The sequence below is a fragment of the Chitinophaga sp. sic0106 genome, from assembly GCF_019219075.1.
Classification (GTDB): Bacteria; Bacteroidota; Bacteroidia; order Chitinophagales; family Chitinophagaceae; genus Chitinophaga.
Window position 1 is genome coordinate 37243 of the sequence record NZ_JAHUWJ010000033.1, and the last position, 6587, is coordinate 43829.

Annotated in this window: 10 protein-coding genes and 1 pseudogene; 7 read left to right on the plus strand and 4 right to left on the minus strand. The window is 39.9% G+C overall.

Annotated elements, in window-relative coordinates:
• Positions 1-111 precede the first annotated feature (111 nt).
• Positions 112-600 carry a hypothetical protein gene (locus tag KW844_RS28600; RefSeq protein ID WP_218380194.1) on the plus strand — a complete coding sequence of 163 codons (489 nt, stop codon included), beginning with the start codon at positions 112-114 and terminating at the stop codon, positions 598-600.
• Positions 601-726: 126 nt separating this feature from the next.
• Positions 727-1200, plus strand: a complete 474-nt coding sequence (locus KW844_RS28605; RefSeq protein ID WP_218380195.1) for a hypothetical protein — start codon at positions 727-729, stop codon at positions 1198-1200.
• A 302-nt stretch (positions 1201-1502) separates the two neighbouring features.
• On the opposite strand, the pseudogene KW844_RS29515 reads toward KW844_RS28605, so the two are convergent.
• Together KW844_RS29515 and KW844_RS29520 are read right to left on the minus strand one after the other, a co-directional pair.
• Positions 1503-1586 (minus strand): annotated as a pseudogene (locus tag KW844_RS29515) (hypothetical protein); the annotation flags it as partial.
• Between the two features lie 34 nt (positions 1587-1620).
• Complete coding sequence (locus KW844_RS29520; protein ID WP_370626521.1) at positions 1621-1683, minus strand: hypothetical protein; 63 nt, start codon at positions 1681-1683, stop codon at positions 1621-1623.
• Positions 1684-1772: 89 nt separating this feature from the next.
• Between KW844_RS29520 and KW844_RS28615 the strand changes: the two genes are divergently transcribed.
• The 4 genes from KW844_RS28615 to KW844_RS28630 all read left to right on the plus strand — a co-directional run bounded on the left by KW844_RS28615 (position 1773) and on the right by KW844_RS28630 (position 5987).
• Entirely contained in the window at positions 1773-2909 is a 1137-nt protein-coding gene (locus KW844_RS28615; protein ID WP_218380196.1) for an RHS repeat-associated core domain-containing protein, read from the plus strand.
• A 446-nt stretch (positions 2910-3355) separates the two neighbouring features.
• Positions 3356-4390, plus strand: coding sequence for a hypothetical protein (locus tag KW844_RS28620; RefSeq protein WP_218380197.1), 1035 nt, complete (start codon positions 3356-3358; stop codon positions 4388-4390).
• A gap of 338 nt (positions 4391-4728) precedes the next feature.
• On the plus strand, positions 4729-5556 hold the full coding sequence (locus tag KW844_RS29240) for an RHS repeat-associated core domain-containing protein (protein WP_255578681.1): 828 nt from the start codon (positions 4729-4731) through the stop codon (positions 5554-5556).
• A 17-nt stretch (positions 5557-5573) separates the two neighbouring features.
• Positions 5574-5987, plus strand: coding sequence for a hypothetical protein (locus KW844_RS28630; RefSeq protein ID WP_218380198.1), 414 nt, complete (start codon positions 5574-5576; stop codon positions 5985-5987).
• Positions 5988-6040: 53 nt separating this feature from the next.
• Here the strand turns inward: KW844_RS28630 and KW844_RS28635 are convergent, their stop codons facing one another.
• Both KW844_RS28635 and KW844_RS29525 read right to left on the minus strand, forming a co-directional pair.
• A complete protein-coding gene (locus KW844_RS28635) occupies positions 6041-6205 on the minus strand; it encodes a hypothetical protein (RefSeq protein WP_218380199.1) in 165 nt (54 codons plus the stop codon).
• A 2-nt stretch (positions 6206-6207) separates the two neighbouring features.
• On the minus strand, positions 6208-6375 hold the full coding sequence (locus KW844_RS29525; RefSeq protein WP_218380200.1) for a helix-turn-helix transcriptional regulator: 168 nt from the start codon (positions 6373-6375) through the stop codon (positions 6208-6210).
• Here KW844_RS29525 and KW844_RS28645 point away from each other — a divergent pair.
• Positions 6319-6587: hypothetical protein (locus KW844_RS28645; protein WP_218380203.1), on the plus strand; the 269-nt coding region annotated here is incomplete at its 3' end. The genes KW844_RS29525 and KW844_RS28645 overlap by 57 nt on opposite strands.

Here is a 6587-nt window from a genome sequence, read left to right on the forward strand (position 1 = left end):
TGTATCACAGTATTCGTACATTTGTTGTACGAATACTGTGATACAAAGAACAGATATTTTTCACATTTGGACAAATAATTTTGTCTAAATTTTCACATAATTTTTTACCATATGTCTAAAAAAGAGGGGGATATTTTAATAAACTTCATTAAATCAAGAGGGATCGCGGTAGAAGATTTTGCGGAGAAGGCAGGATACAGGGGGCGTCAAGGGTTATACTACCAGCTTAAAAAAGGAGATACACTATCTCATGAGTTTAAGTTGAAGGCCGCTGAAGTGCTAGGCGTAGATGTTGAGGAAATTTTTGGGCAAAATTTAGACAAAGTAAAAAAAGTAGATGAAGAAAAAGAGGTTTTAAAGAAGTTGGTCCAAGCACAGGAAAGCCTCCTGAAGCATCAAAATGAGTTTATAACAGCTCAGATGATACGCTTGGAGGCTTTCGAGGAAACTATTCTTGCTAAGGTTGCGGAAATTCAAGCTGAAGTTGTACCGCGCTACAAAGGCCGCAATCTCGATGCGATTTTAGACGAAGCCGAACAGGACGTTCGAGATAAGACACAAGAAATCCGAAAGGATCTGGGGTTGTCTGCTTCTTCTTAATTCGTTTTGCAATTCCCTTCTTCATACATCTACAATTTGTGGTTAACAGATAGCCAGGTGCAGTAAGTAGAATGAAGGTATGGGCACACTACGCATTGTATTTACGTACACCTCAATAAAACAAACATGAAAAGATTAATCGTTTCACTTATTGTTATTTACTCCATTGGTTGCAGCAAATCAGACACTCCGCCTGGGATAGACCAACCTCAGAAAACAAGAGATAGCATAACTTTGGCATTACAAGGTAATTGGAGGCTAGATAGTATGCAATCAAAGTCTGTTCGCAAATGTACGTTTGGCACATGCGTTATCATTAACCCTGATGGAACTGTTAGGGATACAGTAAGAGAAACAAAGAAGTACAATAATGTAATATGGTCAATCCTTAATACTGAGTTAAAAAGGATTACCCCAGTAGGTACTGAGTCTAAAAATATACGCATTTCTGACGGCTTTATAATATATCCACAAGATGAGGAACTGATATCTATCTTAACCCTTTTGCCATCACGAATGGTATTAATGCAAGAAGGTAGAACCGTAGTTGTAAATGATAGATATGATATAACATACAGATATTATTTCTTCACAAAATAGTATCAATTTTAGGGCATCGCAGCCCAGTAATCAGGTCCCATACGGGGACAGCTATTATCTAAATTAACAATTACTGTATTATATAACAGATTATAAATCAATAAAACATGGCGACGAAACGCACTCCGCGAGAATCTAAATCTCTAAAATGAAAATTCTCTTAATCATAGAAATAAGTTTTACTCCGTCGGTGATATGTGCGAATAAAGATCTAATTGAATGCTAACAAACTAAACTCAAAGTAACTGGCATAAAAAAAGGTGCCTCCAAAACTGGAAGCACCTTATCACATTGTTTACCGTTTATTTTTTAACAATCTTCCTGATGCGGTGATTCCCCAGATCCGCGATGTAGATGTTGCCAGCGGCGTCCATACATACATCTGTAGGCTGGTTAAACCGTGCAGCCGAACCCGGACCGTCAGCTCAGTTTTAATTTGATTCGTTGGTTATTATAATATTCAATGTATTTCCACAGGTTCAACGCTGTTAAAGCAGGAGCGGCAGTCCTTTAATTCTGTGGCCTCGCGGGCGCATTTAAATTTTGCGGTATTCAATGATCGCTTTAAATTAGTGGAAGAGAATACCGGTATCCGTTCTCTGTGCAATAACCCTGATGAGCTACAAAGTCTTATAGTAGATAAGTTTACAGTAAACCAAACCGGTTTCCTGTACGTATATACGAATAACGAATCCATAGATAATGTTTATTTTGATAACCTAACGGTAACGCATATTGCGGGTCCGCTATTGGAGGAAACGCATTATTATCCATTTGGAGGGACGATGGAGGGGATTAGTTCGAATGTGTTGAAGGGGAGTAATTATCCTGAAAACCGCCTGAAATATAACGGGAAAGAACTTCAATCAAAAGAGTTCGGGGATGGATCAGGACTTGAGTGGTATGATTATGGGGCGAGGATGTATGATGCGCAGATAGGAAGATGGCATGTGTTAGATCCACTATCCGAAAAAATGAGAAGGCACTCTCCTTATAATTATGCGTTTGATAATCCGATAAGATTTATTGATCCCGATGGAATGGCTCCATGGGTTCCAGAAGTACAAGAGAATAAAGATAAATCAGGCAAGGTAGTGTCAGCTCAATTAGTGCTTAGGAAAGAAGCTGGAGATAATGCCAAGACGTTATCCGCTTTTCTGGGAGTAGATCAGAAGGAAGGACAGAAGTTGTTTAATACAATGGATAAAAACGGAGTTGTGGCTCTTCCTAACAGTGTATCTGGAGTTAAGGAAATTAATGCGTCTATAAAGGATTATGTTGATGACCCAGGTAAATATGGTACAACGATGTTAACCGATCAGAATTATAATTGTTGGGAATGTGCAACTTCTATTTCACAGGACAGAACACCTGATTTTGGTAATGTGATGACCAAAGAAGATTTTAAGACAGATATAACGGCTAATTATACAGACGTGACTGATAATCCATCGCAATATAAGTTTGGGGAAACCGTTGTTCGCTTTGCCGAATCCAAGTGGAGTATATTTTCTGGCTCTTACAGTGTAACCACGCATGGAGCGCTTTATCTTGGAACATCAAAAGAAGGGACGCAATATTTATGGAGTAAAGATGGGACAACAGCAAAGCCGAAAGTGGAAACCTTGACTGATGTTAGTTCCCAGTATGGTAAGGTTGAAGGATATAGAAAAGAACCAGGAGGAGGATATTACAACTATAAACATTAATAATGAAAATGATTAAGTGGTTTATAATAAGCCTATTAATATTCACAATAGGAGTCAGTATTTATTTTGCTGTATTGGGAAGTAGTTTTTTCCGGAGAGACATCCTTTGTGTATTAATATTGATTTTATGGATGGTGTTGTGGAATAGTAGGTGGACTTTTGTACCGGGTATTATACTTTGTATTTATGGGGTATATAATTTATTATTAGTGAGTGTAACTACAGCTGAGCCTACTTTTATGCAATTTACTTCTCCGTTGATATATTTATTTTTTGGCACTAAAACAGGTTCTTGGTTGCATCATACCATAATATTAGTTCCTTTATTTTTTTACTTTTTTTATTTATTGTTTTTGCTAAGTAAAAAAGGTAGGATTTATTATGGCATTAAATTTTAGTTCCCGTATTGCAATAAAAAACGCAGGCAATATCGCCTGCGTTTTTTATTGCAATACGTTTTTGATTTTTCTATTAGCAATGAAGGAGTCGAGGAACTCATATACGAGTTCCTTGTCCTTAGGAGAAAGTTTGTTTATATCCAGGTAGTTACGGCTGTTATTGCGCAGCTAACAAATGCGTTGGAAGGTTACCGGGTGCAGCGTATGGAGAGCCTGCAACCTAAGACAGCGGCTAAGCCGGAGCTATCACCAGCACAACGTGAGGCAGCTATTAACTACCTGAAAGCCCCTGATCATTTAAAGCGTACGGGTGAAGATATAGGCAGGTCTGGGCTTGTAGGGGAAGAAGTAAACCGGATGATTGCTTACCTGGTGTACAGCAGCCGTAAACAATCTACCCCGTTGCATATTATGTTTTTAGGCAGCAGTGGCAGCGGTAAAACCTATCTGCAGGAACGGGTATCAGACCTGATCCCTGCAGGAGATAAAATAGAGATTACCCAGATTACAGAAAATGCGTTTTATTACTTTAAGCAGGACGAGTTAAAGCATAAGCTGCTGCTGATCGAGGATCTGGACGGTGCGGAAACGTCCTTGTATCCCTTGCGGGAACTGCAAAGTAAAAAGCGTATCACCAAAACGGTTACACTAAAAGACAATAAAGGGAACCTAAAAACCGTCACTGTAACAGTGGATGGCCCGGTAAGCGTGAGCGGTTGCACCACACGGGAAAAGCAATACGAAGATAACGCTAACCGTTGTCTGTTGTTCTATGTGGATGCCAGCAAAGAACAGGACCGGAGTATTATGGAGTATCAAGCCCGCCAGAGTGCGGGAGCAGTTAACTACAGCCAGGAACGGGCTATTAAACAGCTTTTTAGGAATGTACAGCAGGTACTGCAACCGGTACTGGTGGTGAATCCCTATGCAGGCTGCATCCAGCTACCGGAGCAAATTTTTAAGCCCCGTAGAACCATGACGCTGTTATTATCGTTTATAGAAACGATTACCTTTTATCATCAGTATCAGCGGGAAGTAAAGCGGGATAGTAACGGTCAGCCCTGTTGGGGCGACAGAATATAGCCATCAGCGTTATACCGCTGACCCGGCGACGGGAGAATAAGCTGCGCGAACACCAGCGGTAGTACCCTGATCAGCTTTTGTACCATCGCGCTTCCGTCCGGGGATGGATGATGTGGTCAGCAGCAGAATATAGGCTGAGCGATAAATCTATGATCTGGCATGAGAATGTAAAATCAGCAGCAGTAACACATCATCTATCCCCGGACGGTGACCGCGTTTTATGACGGATCAGATTTTTTTTCTTTCATATGAAAAAATAAAATCCGTTATTTTTAGTGGTAGAAGTTGTTTGAGACCGTTGCTGGAGGAGACGCTATTATTATCCATTTGGAGGGACGATGGAGGGGATTAGTTCGAATGTGTTGAAGGGGTTGAATTATGCGGCGAATAGGTTGAGGTATAATGGAATAGAGCATACGACTGAATTAGGTTTAAATCAGTATGATGCATTTTATAGAAATTTAGATCCGCAAATTGGAAGATGGTGGGATGTGGATCCGAGGCCCAATGATGCAGTATCTCCTTATGCAGCCATGGAGAATAATCCGATTCGTTATAGTGATTTTTTAGGTGATACTATTATATTTGGCAAATCCACAACGAAAGAGTTTCAGCAAAATTTCAATAAAGCAATTGCTTTTCTTAAAGAGAAGGGAGTTGGAGAGTTCTATGACCAATTATCCTCTTCTAGTAAAATATATACAGTGAAGGAATTTGATGGTACGAATGGCTCATTTCAGGGGGACTATACACGTGATGAATCTGGTAATGTTGTAGGAGGAGGAAATGGTGGTACAATATCTTGGAACCCTTATAATGGGAAACAAACGGAAACGGATGCTTTTATCTCGCCGTCAACTGTGCTTAATCATGAATTAGACCATGCGGCAGGATATGATACAAACCCTATGGAGCAGCGGAATAATGTAAAAACACAAGATGCTGAATATGGTAACAAAGAAGAGAGAAGAGTGATAACGGGTAGTGAACAGAAGACAGCAACGGCGTTAGGGGAAACGAAGCCAGGGCAGGTTGCAAGGAAAAGTCACCAGTTTAAAAATCAGACCATAGTGTCGGACCCAACTTCAAATAAAGGTTCGATTATAAGTCCTTATTATAATCTGGGTGGAATAGAAGTGAAAGGACAAAGCAAGAAGAAAAATTAGAAGCCAAAGCGAATCATATGCGAGTTATAATTAATGCAATTTTACTTACTGTCTTGATTACTTTTTTCACTGAGTATGGATACTGTCAATCCTCAAAAGTGCTTGTTGGCGTTTTTATAGAGTATGAAGACTTTGCGACGAGTACAGTAGAGGATGTACCTTGTGAATTTTTCAAAGCGGCATTTGCAGGAACAATTAAGCACATAGATATAAAAGACACGTTGGAGCTTAAACAGATAGCCACTTCTGTTAATAAGTTTAAGGCGGCTAAACCCAAATCTGTAGATGTTCGAGTGTTATTCACCTTTTGTTATAAAGGAGTAAAAGAAGAATATTGTATGGACCGTTGGGGGCTTTTTGTGAATAAGAAAACAGGGAAGTATTACAGTAATAAATTATTGGCAGATTTTGTTTTGAAAAAATGTCGATAGGGGAAATTGTAAATCAAAAAGCCGCAGGCGTCATAGCTTTCGGCTTTTGCTATTTATCGTGAATATGCTTTTTTAGTTTTGTTATAAGTAATAGCCATATCGATAAAATAATATACCCTCTCTTTATCTTCAGTGGGGAGGGCTTTAATCTCTTCCATTCTTTTGAGTAGCTTTTTATCCAGGACAAGTTTGTCCGTTCCGCCGATCAGATAATCCACTGTCACCCCCAGTTTATCTGCAATTTTTTAGCCATATCGATAGATGGCTTAATTTCCTCCTGTTCATACCCGGCAATGATCGGAGCAGAAGTGCCAACTCTTTTAGCGAGATCATGCTGAGAAAGTTTAAGCTGTTTGCGCTGCAGGGTAATACGTTCACCAAAAGTCAAACAAACGAACCTGCTCAGCGGCGCTACCCCACAGTTTACCTCGCTTACCCCGATGCACTACGATCATGCAGGCTGGATGAAGTAAAGCAAAATACCTATAACCTGGCAGGCTGGCAAACAAGCGTTAATGCAAACTATGTAAATAATGGTGGTAGCACCGGAAACTGGTTTGGCGAGGTACTCAGCTATGATACAGGTTTTACGCAGTCACA

What these genes read in the sequence shown, in the direction of transcription:
- KW844_RS28600 (WP_218380194.1), top strand. Translation starts at nt 112, where the DNA reads ATGTCTAAAAAAGAGGGGGATATTTTAATAAACTTCATTAAATCAAGA.
- KW844_RS28605 (WP_218380195.1), top strand. Translation starts at nt 727, where the DNA reads ATGAAAAGATTAATCGTTTCACTTATTGTTATTTACTCCATTGGTTGC.
- KW844_RS29240 (WP_255578681.1), top strand. Translation starts at nt 4,729, where the DNA reads ATGGAGGGGATTAGTTCGAATGTGTTGAAGGGGTTGAATTATGCGGCG.
- KW844_RS28630 (WP_218380198.1), top strand. Translation starts at nt 5,574, where the DNA reads ATGCGAGTTATAATTAATGCAATTTTACTTACTGTCTTGATTACTTTT.